Origin of the sequence: Halomonas sp. KAO, from assembly GCF_015595025.1 — a bacterium.
In the GTDB taxonomy this organism is placed as follows: domain Bacteria; phylum Pseudomonadota; class Gammaproteobacteria; order Pseudomonadales; family Halomonadaceae; genus Halomonas.
This window is the reverse complement of sequence record NZ_JADNRL010000019.1, coordinates 463,092-463,717: the sequence shown is the minus strand read 5'-3', so window position 1 is coordinate 463,717 and position 626 is coordinate 463,092. Positions and strand designations below refer to the sequence as shown.

The window sequence follows — 626 nt, the reverse complement described above, 5'->3', positions numbered from 1 at the left end:
TGGCGTAGGACCTTGTGTCTCTCCAGTGAGGGGTGATTAGCTACCACCGCTCACAGCCTGGGTGTATCCCGACTTGGACCGAATGGCCACGAGCCTGTAGAGGAGATAGGTCACCCAGGCTTTCATCTCGTAATCCTGAACGGTATCCAACGCCCCCCGCGAGGGTGAGGCTGAACGAACAAGGAGAGGTGTGAGAGATGACCCATATCGGAATCGATGTCAGCAAGAACAAGCTCGACTACTTATGGCTGCGTGATGTGCAAGCACGCAAGGTCAAGACCAAGGTGTTCCCCAACCAGCATACCCATTATCCGGCCCTACTGGATTGGTTGATCCGGCATACCCAGGAATCGCCGGAAGCCCTACACGTCTACCTGGAAGCGACAGGTATCTATCATGAGCCATTGGCCTACTGGCTGCACCAGGCCGGTGTGACGGTTTATATCTTGAACCCGGCGCGGGTGCGTGATTTCGCCAAGGGTATCGGGGTCAAGAACAAAACAGACAAGGCAGACAGCCAAGCTTTGGCTTTGTTTGGTGCCACCCAGCCTCAGCAGCGTTGGGAGCCAGAGGTCGAGGAGGTCCGCGAGCTGAAGCGCCTGGTGGCGAGGCGAGATGCCGTCCAG

The 626-nt window shown here is 57.2% G+C and carries 1 protein-coding gene; it reads left to right on the top strand.

What is annotated here, in order from left to right; genetic code table 11:
* Positions 1 to 197: 197 nt before the first annotated feature.
* A partial coding sequence (locus tag IOC61_RS08365; RefSeq protein ID WP_195688385.1) for an IS110 family transposase occupies positions 198 to 626 on the top strand: 429 nt, incomplete at its 3' end.